Annotated in this window: 28 protein-coding genes; all 28 read left to right on the forward strand. The window is 54.4% G+C overall.

Annotation, left to right across the window (positions count from 1 at the left end):
* Positions 1-7 precede the first annotated feature (7 nt).
* The 28 genes from tuf (at position 8) to TU82_RS19280 (ending at position 14,632) form a co-directional block, all read left to right on the forward strand.
* A complete protein-coding gene (tuf, locus tag TU82_RS19150; protein WP_003176426.1) occupies positions 8-1,201 on the forward strand; it encodes an elongation factor Tu in 1,194 nt (397 codons plus the stop codon).
* 157 nt (positions 1,202-1,358) lie between these two features.
* The gene (gene rpsJ / locus TU82_RS19155; protein ID WP_003210084.1) at positions 1,359-1,670 is read left to right on the forward strand and encodes a 30S ribosomal protein S10; all 312 of its coding nucleotides are present in this window, start codon (positions 1,359-1,361) and stop codon (positions 1,668-1,670) included.
* 81 nt (positions 1,671-1,751) lie between these two features.
* The gene (gene rplC / locus TU82_RS19160) at positions 1,752-2,387 is read left to right on the forward strand and encodes a 50S ribosomal protein L3 (RefSeq protein ID WP_003194649.1); all 636 of its coding nucleotides are present in this window, start codon (positions 1,752-1,754) and stop codon (positions 2,385-2,387) included.
* Positions 2,388-2,399: 12 nt separating this feature from the next.
* The gene (rplD, locus tag TU82_RS19165) at positions 2,400-3,002 is read left to right on the forward strand and encodes a 50S ribosomal protein L4 (RefSeq protein WP_057014518.1); all 603 of its coding nucleotides are present in this window, start codon (positions 2,400-2,402) and stop codon (positions 3,000-3,002) included.
* Positions 2,999-3,298 carry a 50S ribosomal protein L23 gene (gene rplW / locus TU82_RS19170; protein WP_002555488.1) on the forward strand — a complete coding sequence of 100 codons (300 nt, stop codon included), beginning with the start codon at positions 2,999-3,001 and terminating at the stop codon, positions 3,296-3,298. The genes rplD and rplW overlap by 4 nt, the downstream gene beginning before the upstream one ends.
* Positions 3,299-3,312: 14 nt before the next feature.
* Positions 3,313-4,137, forward strand: a complete 825-nt coding sequence (gene rplB, locus TU82_RS19175) for a 50S ribosomal protein L2 (RefSeq protein WP_003176423.1) — start codon at positions 3,313-3,315, stop codon at positions 4,135-4,137.
* A gap of 16 nt (positions 4,138-4,153) precedes the next feature.
* Positions 4,154-4,429 (forward strand): 30S ribosomal protein S19, encoded by a 276-nt coding sequence (rpsS, locus tag TU82_RS19180; RefSeq protein ID WP_002555486.1) that lies wholly within the window; start codon positions 4,154-4,156, stop codon positions 4,427-4,429.
* An 11-nt stretch (positions 4,430-4,440) separates the two neighbouring features.
* Positions 4,441-4,773 carry a 50S ribosomal protein L22 gene (gene rplV / locus TU82_RS19185; RefSeq protein ID WP_003103908.1) on the forward strand — a complete coding sequence of 111 codons (333 nt, stop codon included), beginning with the start codon at positions 4,441-4,443 and terminating at the stop codon, positions 4,771-4,773.
* A gap of 13 nt (positions 4,774-4,786) precedes the next feature.
* Positions 4,787-5,473, forward strand: coding sequence for a 30S ribosomal protein S3 (gene rpsC, locus TU82_RS19190; protein ID WP_003176422.1), 687 nt, complete (start codon positions 4,787-4,789; stop codon positions 5,471-5,473).
* A 12-nt stretch (positions 5,474-5,485) separates the two neighbouring features.
* A complete protein-coding gene (rplP, locus tag TU82_RS19195; protein ID WP_003232424.1) occupies positions 5,486-5,899 on the forward strand; it encodes a 50S ribosomal protein L16 in 414 nt (137 codons plus the stop codon).
* On the forward strand, positions 5,899-6,090 hold the full coding sequence (gene rpmC / locus TU82_RS19200; RefSeq protein WP_002555481.1) for a 50S ribosomal protein L29: 192 nt from the start codon (positions 5,899-5,901) through the stop codon (positions 6,088-6,090). The genes rplP and rpmC overlap by 1 nt, the downstream gene beginning before the upstream one ends.
* A gap of 2 nt (positions 6,091-6,092) precedes the next feature.
* Positions 6,093-6,359, forward strand: coding sequence for a 30S ribosomal protein S17 (gene rpsQ, locus TU82_RS19205; RefSeq protein ID WP_003176419.1), 267 nt, complete (start codon positions 6,093-6,095; stop codon positions 6,357-6,359).
* Between the two features lie 23 nt (positions 6,360-6,382).
* Entirely contained in the window at positions 6,383-6,751 is a 369-nt protein-coding gene (gene rplN, locus TU82_RS19210) for a 50S ribosomal protein L14 (protein ID WP_002555479.1), read from the forward strand.
* An 11-nt stretch (positions 6,752-6,762) separates the two neighbouring features.
* Positions 6,763-7,077: a 50S ribosomal protein L24 gene (gene rplX / locus TU82_RS19215; RefSeq protein ID WP_003176416.1), complete on the forward strand. Its 315-nt coding sequence runs from the start codon at positions 6,763-6,765 to the stop codon at positions 7,075-7,077.
* Positions 7,078-7,097: 20 nt separating this feature from the next.
* A complete protein-coding gene (gene rplE, locus TU82_RS19220) occupies positions 7,098-7,637 on the forward strand; it encodes a 50S ribosomal protein L5 (RefSeq protein ID WP_003176415.1) in 540 nt (179 codons plus the stop codon).
* Between the two features lie 13 nt (positions 7,638-7,650).
* Entirely contained in the window at positions 7,651-7,956 is a 306-nt protein-coding gene (gene rpsN / locus TU82_RS19225; RefSeq protein ID WP_003176414.1) for a 30S ribosomal protein S14, read from the forward strand.
* A 209-nt stretch (positions 7,957-8,165) separates the two neighbouring features.
* Positions 8,166-8,558 (forward strand): 30S ribosomal protein S8, encoded by a 393-nt coding sequence (rpsH, locus tag TU82_RS19230; protein WP_003176413.1) that lies wholly within the window; start codon positions 8,166-8,168, stop codon positions 8,556-8,558.
* Positions 8,559-8,570: 12 nt separating this feature from the next.
* Positions 8,571-9,104: a 50S ribosomal protein L6 gene (gene rplF / locus TU82_RS19235; protein ID WP_003176412.1), complete on the forward strand. Its 534-nt coding sequence runs from the start codon at positions 8,571-8,573 to the stop codon at positions 9,102-9,104.
* A gap of 10 nt (positions 9,105-9,114) precedes the next feature.
* Positions 9,115-9,465 (forward strand): 50S ribosomal protein L18, encoded by a 351-nt coding sequence (gene rplR, locus TU82_RS19240; RefSeq protein ID WP_017135964.1) that lies wholly within the window; start codon positions 9,115-9,117, stop codon positions 9,463-9,465.
* Between the two features lie 3 nt (positions 9,466-9,468).
* Positions 9,469-9,969 (forward strand): 30S ribosomal protein S5, encoded by a 501-nt coding sequence (gene rpsE / locus TU82_RS19245; protein ID WP_003176409.1) that lies wholly within the window; start codon positions 9,469-9,471, stop codon positions 9,967-9,969.
* 2 nt (positions 9,970-9,971) lie between these two features.
* Positions 9,972-10,148, forward strand: a complete 177-nt coding sequence (rpmD, locus tag TU82_RS19250) for a 50S ribosomal protein L30 (RefSeq protein ID WP_003176408.1) — start codon at positions 9,972-9,974, stop codon at positions 10,146-10,148.
* Between the two features lie 3 nt (positions 10,149-10,151).
* Positions 10,152-10,589, forward strand: a complete 438-nt coding sequence (gene rplO, locus TU82_RS19255; protein WP_003176407.1) for a 50S ribosomal protein L15 — start codon at positions 10,152-10,154, stop codon at positions 10,587-10,589.
* Complete coding sequence (gene secY, locus TU82_RS19260; protein WP_003194637.1) at positions 10,590-11,918, forward strand: preprotein translocase subunit SecY; 1,329 nt, start codon at positions 10,590-10,592, stop codon at positions 11,916-11,918.
* 28 nt (positions 11,919-11,946) lie between these two features.
* On the forward strand, positions 11,947-12,063 hold the full coding sequence (rpmJ, locus tag TU82_RS28050; protein WP_002555468.1) for a 50S ribosomal protein L36: 117 nt from the start codon (positions 11,947-11,949) through the stop codon (positions 12,061-12,063).
* Between the two features lie 129 nt (positions 12,064-12,192).
* Entirely contained in the window at positions 12,193-12,549 is a 357-nt protein-coding gene (gene rpsM / locus TU82_RS19265; RefSeq protein WP_057724827.1) for a 30S ribosomal protein S13, read from the forward strand.
* 30 nt (positions 12,550-12,579) lie between these two features.
* Positions 12,580-12,969, forward strand: a complete 390-nt coding sequence (rpsK, locus tag TU82_RS19270; RefSeq protein WP_002555466.1) for a 30S ribosomal protein S11 — start codon at positions 12,580-12,582, stop codon at positions 12,967-12,969.
* A gap of 18 nt (positions 12,970-12,987) precedes the next feature.
* Positions 12,988-13,608, forward strand: coding sequence for a 30S ribosomal protein S4 (gene rpsD, locus TU82_RS19275; protein ID WP_003210056.1), 621 nt, complete (start codon positions 12,988-12,990; stop codon positions 13,606-13,608).
* Positions 13,609-13,630: 22 nt separating this feature from the next.
* Positions 13,631-14,632 (forward strand): DNA-directed RNA polymerase subunit alpha, encoded by a 1,002-nt coding sequence (locus TU82_RS19280; protein ID WP_003176403.1) that lies wholly within the window; start codon positions 13,631-13,633, stop codon positions 14,630-14,632.
* Positions 14,633-14,651 lie beyond the last annotated feature (19 nt).

A 14,651-nucleotide genomic window follows, 5' to 3' on the forward strand; every position in this document is an offset into this window, starting at 1 on the left:
AATTGTCGTGGCTAAAGAAAAATTTGATCGTTCCCTACCGCACGTCAACGTTGGCACCATCGGTCACGTTGACCACGGTAAAACCACTCTGACTGCTGCTCTGACTCGCGTTTGCTCCGAAGTATTCGGTTCCGCAATCGTTGATTTCGATAAAATCGACAGCGCACCAGAAGAGAAAGCTCGTGGTATCACCATCAACACCGCGCACGTTGAATACAACTCGCTGATCCGTCACTACGCTCACGTTGACTGCCCAGGTCACGCTGACTATGTGAAGAACATGATCACCGGTGCTGCCCAGATGGACGGCGCAATCCTGGTTTGCTCGGCCGCTGATGGTCCGATGCCACAAACCCGTGAGCACATCCTGCTGTCCCGTCAGGTTGGCGTTCCGTACATCGTGGTTTACCTGAACAAGGCCGACCTGGTAGACGACGCTGAGCTGCTGGAACTGGTTGAGATGGAAGTGCGCGATCTGCTGAGCACTTACGACTTCCCAGGCGACGACACTCCGATCATCATCGGTTCTGCTCGTATGGCTCTGGAAGGCAAAGACGATAACGAAATGGGCACCACGTCCGTTCGTAAACTGGTTGAGACTCTGGACAGCTACATCCCAGATCCAGTCCGTGTTATCGACAAGCCGTTCCTGATGCCAATCGAAGACGTATTCTCGATCTCCGGTCGCGGTACTGTTGTGACTGGTCGTATCGAGCGCGGTATCGTCAAGGTTCAAGATCCACTGGAAATCGTTGGTCTGCGTGACACTACCGTCACCACCTGCACCGGTGTTGAAATGTTCCGTAAGCTGCTCGACGAAGGTCGTGCTGGCGAGAACTGTGGCGTTCTGCTGCGTGGTACCAAGCGTGACGACGTTGAGCGTGGCCAGGTTCTGGTCAAGCCAGGTTCGGTTAAGCCGCACACCAAGTTCGAAGCTGAAGTGTACGTGCTGAGCAAAGAAGAAGGCGGTCGTCACACTCCGTTCTTCAAAGGCTACCGTCCACAGTTCTACTTCCGTACTACTGACGTGACTGGTAACTGCGAACTGCCGGAAGGCGTAGAAATGGTAATGCCGGGCGACAACATCAAAATGGTTGTCACCCTGATCAAAACCATCGCTATGGAAGACGGTCTGCGTTTCGCAATCCGTGAAGGCGGCCGTACCGTTGGTGCTGGCGTTGTAGCTAAAATCATCGAGTAATCATCTCTTCCGAGATAGCTTGATGTTTGAGAAGGCTCCCGCCTGGCGGGGGCCTTTTTTATTGGGTTGACACCTATCGGGGGCGTCTATAGAATTGCGCCTCCTTTTAACGGGCGTGTTGCGCTCGCTGGGAATAGCAGCCGGAGTCTGAAATCCAATGGCAAATCAGCAAATTCGTATCAGGTTGAAGGCTTTTGACCACAAACTGATCGACCAATCCACCCAGGAAATCGTGGAAACCGCGAAACGTACTGGTGCTCAAGTGCGTGGTCCAATTCCACTGCCTACCCGTAAAGAGCGGTTCACCGTTCTGGTCTCCCCGCACGTCAACAAAGACGCGCGTGACCAGTACGAGATCCGTACTCATAAGCGCGTGCTGGACATCGTCCTGCCAACGGATAAAACCGTTGATGCACTTATGAAGCTCGATCTGGCGGCCGGTGTGGAAGTACAGATCAGCCTCGGCTAAGACTTGGGTCTTAGTCGTGTAACGCTCTGAAATGGGCGGCCATAGCGGGTGAAAGCCCCGTACACTCATGAGGTTTACAACATGACTATTGGTGTAGTCGGTCGTAAATGCGGTATGACCCGTATTTTCACCGAAGAAGGTGTCTCCATTCCGGTCACGGTCATTGAGATCGAACCGAATCGCGTCACCCAGTTCAAAACTGAAGAAACCGATGGCTATCGTGCAGTGCAAGTCACTGTCGGCGAGCGTCGTGCTTCGCGCGTGACTGCTGCTCAAGCAGGTCACTTCGCCAAGGCAAACGTTGCAGCTGGTCGCACCGTCATGGAGTTCCGTCTCGAAGACGGCGACTACCAGGCTGGCGATCTGATCAACGCTGAAATCTTCGCCGCTGGTCAACTGGTTGATGTAACCGGTCAGTCCAAAGGTAAAGGCTTCCAGGGTACGATCAAGCGTTGGAATTTCCGTGGCCAAGACAACACTCACGGTAACTCCGTTTCCCACCGCGTCCCGGGCTCTATTGGCCAGTGCCAGACTCCTGGTCGTGTATTCAAGGGCAAGAAAATGTCCGGTCATATGGGCGCTGAGCGCGTGACCGTGCAGTCCCTCGAAGTAGTGCGCGTCGACGCTGAACGCAATCTGTTGTTGGTCAAGGGTGCTGTTCCTGGCGCTACTGGCGGCAACCTGGTTGTACGTCCGGCGGCCAAGGCTCGCGGTTAAGGGGAAGCTGACATGCAATTAAATGTAAATGACGCTCAAGCAATCGAAGTTTCCGAACTGACATTTGGCGGCGAATTCAACGAGACGCTGGTTCACCAAGCAGTCGTGGCCTACATGGCCGGCGGCCGTCAAGGTAGCAAGCAGCAAAAGACCCGTTCCGACGTACGTGGTGGCGGTAAGCGCCCTTGGCGTCAGAAAGGCACTGGCCGTGCTCGTGCCGGTACTATCCGTAGCCCAATCTGGCGTGGCGGCGGTACCACTTTCGCAGCTCGTCCACAGGATCACTCGCAGAAGCTCAACAAGAAGATGTATCGCGCAGCACTGCGCTCCATCCTTGCTGAACTCGTGCGTACCGATCGTCTGGTCGTGGTTCAGGACTTCGCTGTTGAAAGTCCAAAAACCAAAGAACTGCTGGGCAAACTGACCAACATGAGCCTGACCGACGTTTTGATCGTGTCCGAAGCTGTTGATCAGAACCTGTACCTGGCTGCTCGCAACCTGCCACACGTTGATGTACGTGACGTGCAAGGTTCCGATCCAGTTAGTCTGATCGCATACGACAAGGTGTTGATCACCGTGTCGGCCGTGAAGAAATTCGAGGAGCTGCTGGGATGAACCAGGAACGCGTATTTAAAGTTCTGCTTGGCCCGCACGTTTCCGAAAAGGCTACGGTTCTGGCTGACAAGAAAGGCCAGTTCGTTTTCAAGGTTGCAACTGACGCAACCAAGCTGGAAATCAAGAAGGCCGTCGAAAGCCTGTTCAGCGTGAAAGTAGAGCGTGTTACTACCCTGAATGTTCTGGGTAAGAGCAAGCGCACTGCTCGCGGTCTGGGCAAGCGTAATGACTGGAAGAAGGCGGTTATCTCCCTTCAGCCAGGCCAAGATCTCGATTTCAGCAGCAGTGCTGAGTAAGGAAGGGGTGCATCATGGCAATCGTTAAATGCAAACCGACTTCCCCTGGCCGCCGTTTTGTGGTCAAGGTGGTCAACCAGGAGCTGCATAAAGGCGCTCCTCACGCACCGCTGCTCGAGAAAAAATCGAAGACTGGTGGTCGTAACAACAATGGTCGTATTACCACTCGTCACATCGGTGGTGGCCATAAGCAGCATTATCGTCTGGTCGATTTCCGTCGCAACGACAAAGATGGCATCTCCGCCACTGTCGAGCGTATTGAATACGATCCAAACCGTACTGCTCACATCGCTCTGCTGCTGTACGCAGATGGCGAGCGTCGCTACATCATCGCCCCTAAAGGCGTGAGCGCTGGCGACCAGCTGATCGCAGGTGCCCTGGCACCGATCAAGCCGGGCAACGCTCTGCAACTGCGCAACATTCCAGTTGGTAGCACCGTACACGGCATCGAATTGAAGCCAGGTAAAGGCGCGCAAATCGCTCGTTCCGCTGGTGCTTCGGCTCAGCTGATCGCTCGTGAAGGTGTCTACGTGACCCTGCGTCTGCGTTCTGGTGAGATGCGTAAAGTGCTGGCTGAATGCCGTGCGACCCTGGGCGAAGTCTCGAACTCCGAGCACAGCCTGCGTTCGCTGGGTAAAGCTGGTGCCAAACGCTGGCGTGGCGTTCGCCCAACCGTTCGTGGTGTTGCCATGAACCCGGTTGACCACCCACACGGTGGTGGTGAAGGTCGTACCTCTGGTGGTCGTCATCCGGTATCGCCATGGGGCTTCCCGACTAAGGGCGCGAAGACTCGTGGTAATAAGCGTACCGACAAAATGATCGTCCGTCGTCGCAAGTAAATAGAGGGATACGACAGTGCCACGTTCTCTGAAAAAAGGTCCTTTTATTGATCTTCACCTACTGAAGAAGATCGAAGTGGCGGCGGAAAAGAACGATCGCAAACCAGTTAAGACCTGGTCGCGTCGTTCGATGATCCTGCCACAAATGGTCGGTTTGACCATCGCAGTACACAACGGTCGTCAACACGTCCCAGTTCTCGTTAACGAAGACATGGTCGGCCACAAACTGGGCGAGTTTGCCGGTACCCGCACTTATCGTGGGCACGTGGCAGACAAGAAAGCCAAGCGTTAAGGGGTTAGGAAATGGAAGTAGCCGCTAAGTTGTCGGGCGCTCGAATCTCCGCCCAGAAAGCCCGCTTGGTCGCCGACCAGATCCGCGGGAAGAAGGTGGGCGAGGCGCTCAACCTGTTGGCTTTCAGCAGTAAGAAAGCCGCCGAGATCATGAAAAAAGTGCTGGAGTCGGCCGTAGCCAACGCCGAGCATAACGAAGGCGCAGACGTTGATGACCTTAAGGTCAGCACCGTTTTCGTCAACGAAGGGCGTTCGCTGAAGCGAATCATGCCACGTGCCAAAGGCCGTGCTGATCGCATCGTCAAGCGGTCTTGCCATATCACTGTCAAGGTTGCTGACAAGTAACGGAGTCGAAGAGATGGGTCAGAAAGTACATCCCATTGGCATTCGCCTGGGAATCGTCAAGGAACACACCTCCGTCTGGTATGCAGACGGCCGGACTTATGCGGACTATTTGTTCGCTGATCTGAAGGTGCGTGAGTATCTCCAAGACAAACTAAAAAGCGCGTCCGTAAGCCGTATCGATATCCATCGCCCGGCGCAAACCGCACGTATCACCATCCACACTGCTCGTCCAGGTATTGTTATCGGGAAGAAAGGTGAAGATGTTGAGAAACTGCGTCAGGACCTGACCAAGCAAATGGGTGTGCCTGTGCACATCAATATCGAAGAGATCCGCAAGCCGGAGCTCGACGGTATGCTGGTTGCGCAGAGCGTAGCTCAGCAGCTGGAGCGTCGTGTCATGTTCCGTCGCGCTATGAAGCGCGCTGTACAGAACGCCATGCGCATTGGTGCCAAAGGCATCAAAATCCAAGTGAGCGGTCGTCTCGGCGGTGCTGAAATCGCACGTACTGAATGGTATCGCGAAGGTCGTGTGCCACTGCACACCCTGCGTGCCGACATCGACTATGCCAACTACGAAGCTCACACCACTTATGGTGTGATCGGTGTAAAGGTTTGGATCTTCAAAGGCGAAGTAATTGGTGGTCGCCAAGAAGAACTGAAACCACAAGCACCAGCGCCTCGTAAAAAAGCTGCTAAGTAAGGGGTACGCCAAATGTTGCAACCAAAGCGTACGAAGTTCCGCAAGCAGATGACAGGCCACAACCGTGGTCTGGCTCAGCGCGGTAGCAAAGTCAGCTTCGGCGAGTTCGCGCTGAAGTCTGTAGCTCGTGGTCGTCTCACCGCTCGTCAGATCGAGTCAGCGCGTCGTGCACTGACCCGTCACGTAAAACGTGGTGGCAAGATCTGGATCCGTGTATTCCCGGACAAGCCGATCTCCAAAAAGCCTCTCGAGGTTCGTATGGGTAAAGGTAAGGGTAACGTGGAATACTGGGTAGCCCAGATTCAGCCAGGCAAAGTCCTGTATGAAATCGAGGGTGTAACTGAAGAGCTGGCGCGTGAGGCTTTTGCCCTGGCTGCTGCAAAGCTGCCGCTCGCCACCGCCTTTGTTAAACGGACGGTGATGTGATGAAAGCGAATGAACTTCGTGAAAAATCCGCACAGCAGCTGAACGAGCAACTGCTCGGCCTGCTGCGCGACCAGTTCAATCTGCGTATGCAGAAAGCAACTGGCCAGTTGGGGCAGTCTCATCTGCTCTCGCAAGTTAAGCGTGACATTGCTCGCGTGAAGACTGTGCTCAACCAGCAGGCAGGTAAGTGATCATGGCTGAAGCCGAAAAGACTGTCCGTACGCTGACTGGCCGTGTTGTCAGCGACAAGATGGACAAAACCATCACCGTTTTGATCGAGCGTCGCGTTAAGCACCCGATCTACGGTAAATATGTTAAGCGTTCGACTAAGCTGCACGCGCACGACGAAACCAATCAGTGCCACATCGGCGACAAAGTCACTATTCGTGAAACTCGTCCGCTGGCCAAGACCAAGTCTTGGGCACTGGTTGATGTTCTCGAACGCGCTGTGGAAGTCTAAGGACTAGGGGTCGGAGAAATTATATGATTCAGACTCAATCCATGCTCGATGTGGCCGATAACAGCGGCGCTCGCCGCGTTATGTGCATCAAGGTGCTGGGTGGCTCCCATCGTCGTTACGCTGGTATCGGTGACATCATCAAGGTTACCGTCAAGGAAGCAATTCCTCGCGGTAAAGTGAAAAAAGGCCAAGTGATGACTGCTGTTGTAGTCCGCACTCGTCACGGCGTACGTCGTGCTGATGGCTCCATTATCCGCTTTGATGGCAACGCTGCTGTTCTTCTGAACAACAAGCAAGAGCCTATCGGCACCCGTATCTTTGGGCCAGTGACCCGTGAGCTTCGTACTGAGAAGTTCATGAAGATCGTCTCGCTCGCCCCAGAAGTGCTGTAAGGAGATCCGACATGCAAAAGATTCGTCGTGACGACGAGATCATCGTGATCGCCGGCAAAGACAAAGGTAAGCGCGGTAAGGTGCTTAAGGTTCTCGCTAACAACCGTCTGGTTATCGGCGGTCTGAACCTGGTCAAGCGTCATACCAAGCCTAACCCGATGTCGGGCGTGCAGGGCGGTATCGTCGAAAAAGAAGCTCCATTGGACGCTTCTAACGTCGCCATTTTCAACGGCGAAACCAACAAGGCTGACCGCGTTGGTTTCAAAGTAGAAGATGGCAAGAAAATTCGTGTCTTCAAGTCGACCCAAAAAGCGGTTGATGCTTGAACACTGCTAGGTAGAAGACCATGGCACGACTAAAAGAGATTTACTGGAAAGAAATCGCACCGAAACTTAAGGAAGAACTTAAGCTTTCGAACGTGATGGAAGTTCCACGCGTTACCAAAATCACCCTGAACATGGGTTTGGGCGAAGCGGTCGGTGACAAAAAAGTCATCGAGCACGCTGTTGCTGACCTGGAAAAGATCACCGGTCAAAAAGTCGTTGTGACTTACGCTCGGAAATCCATCGCTGGCTTTAAAGTCCGCGAAGGCTGGCCGATCGGCGTCAAAGTGACTCTGCGCCGTGAGCGTATGTACGAATTCCTGGATCGTCTGCTGTCGATCTCCCTGCCTCGGGTTCGCGACTTCCGCGGCCTGAATGCCAAGTCCTTCGATGGTCGTGGTAACTACAGCATGGGCGTGAAAGAGCAGATCATCTTCCCGGAAATCGACTACGACAAGATCGATGCTCTCCGCGGTCTGGACATCACCCTGACCACCACTGCCAAGAACGATGATGAAGGTCGCGCCCTGTTGCGTGCTTTCAAATTCCCGTTCCGCAACTGATTGGAGTAGGACCATGGCCAAGATGAGCATGAAAAACCGCGAGCTGAAGCGTCAGCTCACGGTTGCCAAGTACGCCAAGAAGCGTGCAGCACTGAAAGCGATCATCGTTGATCTGAACGCAAGTCCAGAAGCACGTTGGGAAGCTACAGTTGCTCTGCAGAAGCAGCCACGTGACGCAAGCGCCTCGCGCATGCGTAACCGCTGCCGCCTGACCGGTCGTCCACACGGCGTTTACCGCAAGTTCGGCCTCGGCCGTAACAAACTGCGTGAAGCGGCAATGCGTGGTGACGTACCAGGTCTGGTTAAAGCCAGCTGGTAAGTACTTTCAACGCCAAGGTGGTCAGGTTCGCAAGATACTGACCGCCGGTGGCCTTGAATCTGGAACAAGCCCCTTTTGGGGCTTGTTTCATTTCCGCACTGTGTCTAAAATACGCGGCTCGCCTGAGCCCGTGTTTTTTACGCTCGGAAGATTCTCGGCGACATATGTAGCCGCAAGGCTAATTTTTTTGTATTAGGAGCGTCTAGCCCATGAGTATGCAGGACCCGTTAGCGGACATGCTAACTCGTATCCGTAATGCCCAGATGGCTGAAAAGTCCGTCGTAAGCATGCCATCTTCCAAGTTGAAGGTAGCTGTTGCCAAAGTCCTGAAAGACGAAGGCTACATTGCGGGTTATCAGATCAGCAGCGAAATCAAGCCACTGCTGTCCATCGAGCTGAAATACTTCGAAGGCCGTTCGGTCATCGAGGAAGTGAAGCGCGTTAGCCGTCCAGGCCTGCGTCAGTACAAGTCCGCTGAAGATCTGCCGAAAGTTCGTGGCGGTCTGGGCGTGTCTATCGTCTCCACCAACAAAGGTGTGATGACGGATCGTGCTGCGCGCGCTGCCGGTGTCGGCGGCGAAGTTCTTTGCACTGTGTTCTAAGGGGGGATAAGCATGTCTCGCGTCGCTAAGAACCCCGTTAAGCTGCCAGCCGGTGTCGAAGTCAAATTCGCAGGCCAACAGCTTTCGGTGAAGGGTGCCAAGGGCACTCTTGAACTGAACATCCATTCGTCCGTTGAGATCGTTGAAGAAGCTGGTGAGCTGCGTTTCGCTGCTCGCAATGGCGATCAACAAACTCGCGCAATGGCCGGTACCACGCGTGCGTTGGTAAACAACATGGTCCAGGGCGTAAGCCAAGGCTTCGAGCGTAAGCTCCAGCTGGTCGGTGTTGGTTACAAAGCGCAAGCAAAAGGCACGGTTTTGAACCTCGCCCTTGGCTTCTCGCACCCAGTGGATTACGAACTGCCGGAAGGCATCACCGCTGAGACCCCTAGCCAGACCGATATCCTGATCAAGGGTATCGATAAGCAGCTGGTAGGTCAGGTGGCCGCTGAGATCCGCGACTTCCGTCCACCAGAGCCGTACAAAGGCAAAGGTGTGCGCTACGCGGACGAAGTCGTCCGTCGTAAAGAAGCCAAGAAGAAGTAGGGCATAGCAAATGACCGACAAAAAAGTTACTCGACTGCGTCGCGCTCGCAAAGCACGCCTGAAAATGCACGAACTCGAAGTCGTGCGTCTCTGCGTGTATCGCTCGTCGCAGCACATCTACGCCCAGGTCATCTCGGCCGACGGCAACAAAGTCCTGGCAAGCGCCTCGACTTTGGATAAAGAACTGCGTGATGGTGCCACCGGCAACATCGACGCGGCCACAAAGGTTGGCCAGCTGGTCGCTACGCGTGCTAAGGCCGTGGGCGTCTCGCAAGTGGCTTTCGACCGCTCTGGCTTCAAGTACCACGGCCGCGTTAAAGCGCTGGCTGATGCTGCTCGTGAAGCTGGGCTGGAGTTCTAAGTTATGTCAAATAACGACCAAAAGCGCGACGAAGGCTACATTGAGAAGCTGGTTCAAGTTAACCGCGTAGCCAAAACCGTTAAAGGCGGCCGTATCTTCACTTTCACCGCGTTGACCGTGGTAGGTGATGGTAAAGGGCGTGTTGGCTTCGGCCGTGGCAAGTCACGTGAAGTGCCTGCCGCGATCCAGAAGGCAATGGAAGCTGCTCGTCGCAACATGATCCAAGTTGATCTGAACGGCACCACCCTGCAGTACGCAATGAAGTCCGCCCATGGCGCTTCGAAGGTGTACATGCAGCCTGCTTCTGAAGGTACCGGTATCATCGCTGGCGGCGCTATGCGTGCTGTCCTCGAAGTTGCTGGCGTTCAGAACGTTCTGGCCAAGTGCTACGGCTCGACTAACCCGGTAAACGTGGTTCACGCCACTTTCAAGGGTTTGAAAGCTATGCAATCTCCTGAGTCTATCGCTGCCAAGCGTGGCCTGACTGTCAAGGAGATCTTCTGATCATGGCTACCGTTAAAGTAACGCTGATCAAAAGCATGACCGGCCGCATCCCTAACCACAAACTGTGCGTTAAAGGTTTGGGTCTGCGTCGCATCGGTCACACTGTAGAAGTCCAGGATACTCCCGAGAATCGCGGGATGATCAACAAGGCTTACTACATGCTGCGTGTAGAGGGTTAATCGATGAAACTCAATGATCTGAGTCCAGCGCCGGGTTCCCGTCGCGAAAAGCATCGTCCGGGCCGTGGTATCGGTAGCGGTTTGGGTAAGACTGGTGGCCGTGGCCACAAAGGTCAGACCTCCCGCTCCGGTGGCACCATCGCTCCAGGCTTTGAAGGCGGTCAACAGCCGCTGCATCGTCGCCTGCCTAAGTTCGGTTTCGTATCCCTGAAGGCCATGGACCGCGCAGAAGTGCGTCTGTCCGAGCTGGCTAAAGTGGAAGGCGACATCGTTACTGTGCAGACCCTGAAAGATGCCAACGTGATCAACGTCAACGTACAGCGTGTGAAAATCATGCTGTCCGGTGAAGTGACTCGCGCTGTCACTATCGGCAAGGGAATCGGCGCCACCAAAGGTGCGCGTTCGGCTATCGAAGCAGCTGGCGGCAAGTTCGAGGAATAAATGGCTAAGCAAGGTGCTCTCTCAGCGCTCGGCAAAGGCGGTATGTCTGAACTTTGGGCTCGTCTGCGTTTTCTGTTCCTGGCGATTATCGTCTACCGAATAGGCGCACACATCCCGGTTCCAGGTATCAATCCGGACCGACTCGCAGACCTGTTTCGACAGAATGAGGGGACCATTCTTAGCTTGTTCAACATGTTTTCCGGCGGCGCGCTGGAACGGATGAGCATCTTTGCACTGGGGATCATGCCGTACATTTCGGCATCGATCATCATGCAACTGATGACCGCCGTCAGCCCGCAGCTGGAGCAGTTGAAGAAGGAAGGTGAAGCTGGCCGTCGCAAGATTAGCCAGTACACCCGCTACGGCACTGTCGTTCTCGCCCTGGTTCAAGCTATCGGCATGTCCGTTGGCTTGGCGGGGCAGGGCGTTGCGTTCACTGGTGACTTTGGCTTCCATTTCGTCGCGGTATCCACGTTTGTGGCTGGTGCGATGTTCATGATGTGGCTGGGTGAGCAGATTACTGAACGTGGTGTTGGTAACGGTATCTCGATGTTGATTTTCGCAGGTATCGTCGCCGGTCTTCCGAGAGCAATCGGGCAGTCTTTCGAGTCTGCACGTCAGGGTGATATCAATATCTTCGCCCTGGTTGCCATCGGTTTGCTGGCAGTAGCGATTATCGGTTTTGTGGTGTTCATTGAGCGTGGTCAGCGTCGTATTGCTGTTCACTACGCCAAGCGTCAGCAGGGCCGTAAGGTGTTTGCTGCGCAGACCAGCCACTTGCCGCTGAAGGTGAATATGGCCGGCGTTATTCCGGCAATTTTCGCGAGCAGCATCTTGCTGTTTCCGGCTTCGTTGGGTACCTGGTTTGGTCAGTCTGAAAATATGGGCTGGCTGCAGGACCTCTCTCAGTCGATCGCTCCTGGTCAGCCGTTGAATATTCTGCTGTTTAGTGCAGGGATTATTTTCTTCTGCTTCTTCTATACGGCGTTGATGTTCAATCCGAAAGACGTAGCGGAAAACCTGAAGAAGTCCGGTGCCTTTATTCCGGGTATTCGTCCAGGTGAGCAGTCTGCGCGCTACATTGATGGCGTTCTGACTCGTTTGACCCTGTTCGGTGCTCTATATATGACGGCCGTCTGTTTGCTTCCCCAGTTCCTGGTGGTTGCAGCAAACGTTCCGTTCTACCTTGGCGGGACCTCGTTGCTGATCGTGGTCGTGGTTGTGATGGACTTCATGTCCCAAGTACAATCGCACCTCGTTTCGCACCAGTACGAATCCCTGATGAAGAAAGCCAACCTGAAGGGCTACGGCAGCGGCATGTTGCGCTGAGTACCCCATAAGGTTCGAGGAGTTGGTGATGAAAGTTCGTGCATCGGTGAAAAAGCTGTGCCGCAACTGCAAGATTATTCGCCGCGAAGGTGTTGTTCGAGTAATTTGCAGCGCGGAACCGCGTCACAAACAGCGCCAAGGCTGAATGTGATCCGCTTGAAGCCCGGCAGCTAGTGCGCTGCCGGGTTGATTATTTGTTATTACAGCGATATTATCTCGCGCCCTATTTCTTGGCTTCCGGGGCGTAGGTAGCTGTCAATTGGAGTCCCACTGAATGGCCCGTATTGCAGGCGTTAACATTCCAGATAACAAGCACACTGTTATCTCGCTGACCTACATCTATGGTGTTGGTCGCACTACTGCGCAGAAAATTTGCGCAGACACTGGGGTAAACCCAGCCGCAAAGATCAAGGATCTGAGCGACGAGCAGATCGAAGCGTTGCGTGGCGAAGTGGCGAAGTTCACCACTGAAGGTGACCTGCGTCGCGAAATCAACATGAAAATCAAGCGTTTGATGGACCTCGGTTGCTACCGTGGTCTGCGTCATCGTCGTGGTCTTCCAGTACGCGGTCAGCGTACCAAGACTAACGCGCGTACCCGTAAAGGTCCGCGTAAGCCGATCCGCAAGTAATCGCCCACGCGAATCGACAGGAAAATTATCATGGCAAAACCTGCTGCTCGTCCTCGTAAAAAAGTTAAAAAGACAGTGGTTGATGGCATCGCCCACATCCATGCATCTTTTAACAACACAATCGTGACCATCACCGACCGTCAAGGTAACGCGCTTTCTTGGGCTACCTCCGGTGGTTCGGGTTTCCGCGGTTCCCGCAAGTCCACCCCGTTTGCTGCTCAAGTAGCTGCTGAACGTGCTGGTCAAGCTGCGCTGGAATACGGCCTGAAAAACCTCGACGTCAACGTCAAAGGTCCAGGTCCAGGTCGTGAGTCTGCTGTCCGTGCTTTGAACGGCTGTGGCTATAAGATCGCCAGCATCACCGACGTGACGCCAATCCCGCACAACGGGTGCCGTCCGCCGAAGAAGCGCCGCGTGTAATCCAGGAGATTGTAAAGAATGGCTCGTTACATTGGTCCAAAATGCAAACTCGCTCGTCGTGAAGGCACCGATCTCTTCTTGAAGAGCGGCGTGCGCGCGATCGAATCGAAGTGCAACATTGAAGCAGCACCTGGTATCCACGGCCAACGCCGCGGTCGCCAGTCCGATTACGGCACCCAACTGCGTGAAAAGCAGAAGGTCCGTCGTATCTACGGCGTTCTCGAGCGTCAGTTCAGCGGCTACTACAAAGAAGCTGCTGGCAAGAAAGGTGCAACCGGTGAAAACCTGCTGCAACTGCTCGAATGCCGTCTGGACAACGTTGTATACCGTATGGGCTTTGGTTCGACTCGCGCCGAATCCCGTCAGCTGGTATCGCACAAATCCGTCAGCGTAAACGGCCAAACCGTTAACGTACCGTCTTACCAGGTTCGTGCTGGTGACGTGGTCGCGATTCGCGAGAAAGCAAAAAACCAACTTCGCATTGTCCAAGCTCTCGATCTGTGTGCCCAACGTGGCCGCGTAGAATGGGTAGAAGTAGACACTGAGAAGAAGTCGGGCGTTTTCAAGAACGTTCCTGCTCGCAGTGATCTGTCCGCCGACATCAACGAAAGCCTGATTGTCGAGCTCTACTCCAAGTAAGGGCTAGAAAATAGGTGCATCCATGCAGATTTCGGTAAATGAGTTCCTGACACCCCGCCACATTGATGTGCAGGTTGTCAGTCCAACCCGCGCTAAAATCACTCTCGAGCCTCTCGAGCGTGGTTTTGGCCACACCCTGGGCAACGCGCTGCGCCGCATCCTGTTGTCCTCAATGCCCGGCTGTGCAGTAGTCGAGGCCGAGATTGACGGTGTGCTCCACGAGTACAGCGCCATCGAAGGTGTACAGGAAGACGTAATTGAAATCCTGTTGAACCTTAAAGGTCTGGCTATCAAGCTGCACGGCCGTGACGAAGTTACGCTGACCTTGTCGAAGAAGGGTTCGGGGGTGGTTACCGCTGCCGATATTCAGCTGGATCATGATGTCGAGATCGTTAATCCCGATCACGTAATCGCTAACCTGGCGTCTAACGGCGCCCTGAACATGAAGCTCACCGTAGCTCGTGGTCGTGGTTATGAACCGGCCGACTCGCGTCAGAGCGATGAAGACGAAAGCCGCAGCATTGGTCGCTTGCAGCTTGACTCTTCGTTCAGCCCGGTTCGCCGTATCGCATACGTGGTGGAAAACGCCCGTGTCGAGCAGCGTACTAACCTGGACAAGCTGGTTATTGATCTGGAAACCAACGGTACTCTGGATCCTGAAGAGGCTATTCGCCGCGCTGCAACCATTCTGCAACAGCAGTTGGCTGCGTTCGTCGACCTCAAGGGTGACAGCGAACCAGTGGTAATCGAGCAGGAAGACGAGATCGATCCGATCCTGCTTCGCCCGGTTGACGATCTGGAACTGACTGTACGTTCGGCTAACTGCCTTAAGGCGGAAAACATCTACTACATCGGTGACCTGATTCAGCGTACCGAAGTAGAGCTGTTGAAGACTCCGAACCTGGGCAAGAAATCCTTGACTGAAATCAAGGACGTTCTGGCCTCCCGCGGTCTGTCCCTCGGCATGCGCCTCGACAACTGGCCGCCTGCAAGTCTTAAGAAGGACGACAAGGCGACTGCCTGATCGTCGTAATCACCGAACG

The sequence above is a fragment of the Pseudomonas orientalis genome (assembly GCF_001439815.1).
GTDB classification, from domain to species: domain Bacteria; phylum Pseudomonadota; class Gammaproteobacteria; order Pseudomonadales; family Pseudomonadaceae; genus Aquipseudomonas; species Aquipseudomonas orientalis.